Source organism: Caballeronia sp. M23-90 (assembly GCF_053574605.1).
On record NZ_JBSIPA010000996.1, the window covers coordinates 1 to 337 of the forward strand.

The following is a 337-nucleotide window of genomic DNA, read 5'->3' on the forward strand; positions in this document are numbered from 1 at the left end:
ATCTCGCGCAAGGCCGACACGGAATTCGTCTTCGATATCGATCTCGCGCTCAAGCAAAGCGACGAGAATCCGGTGTACTACGTGCAATACGCGCACGCGCGGATCTGCACGATCCTCGGCGACTGGATGACGCAGGGCGAAGAGGTCGCGCCGGATCAGATCGACGAAGACACCATTCGCCGCGGCCGCGACGCCGTGCGTTTCTTCCTGATCTCGCGCAAGGCCGACACGGAATTCGTCTTCGATATCGATCTCGCGCTCAAGCAAAGCGACGAGAATCCGGTGTACTACGTGCAATACGCGCACGCGCGGATCTGCACGATCCTCGGCGACTGGA

At 60.2% G+C, this 337-nt stretch carries 1 pseudogene; it reads left to right on the forward strand.

From position 1 onward, the window contains the following. Window positions 1-337 (forward strand): annotated as a pseudogene (locus tag ACRXB1_RS37490) (hypothetical protein); the annotation flags it as partial.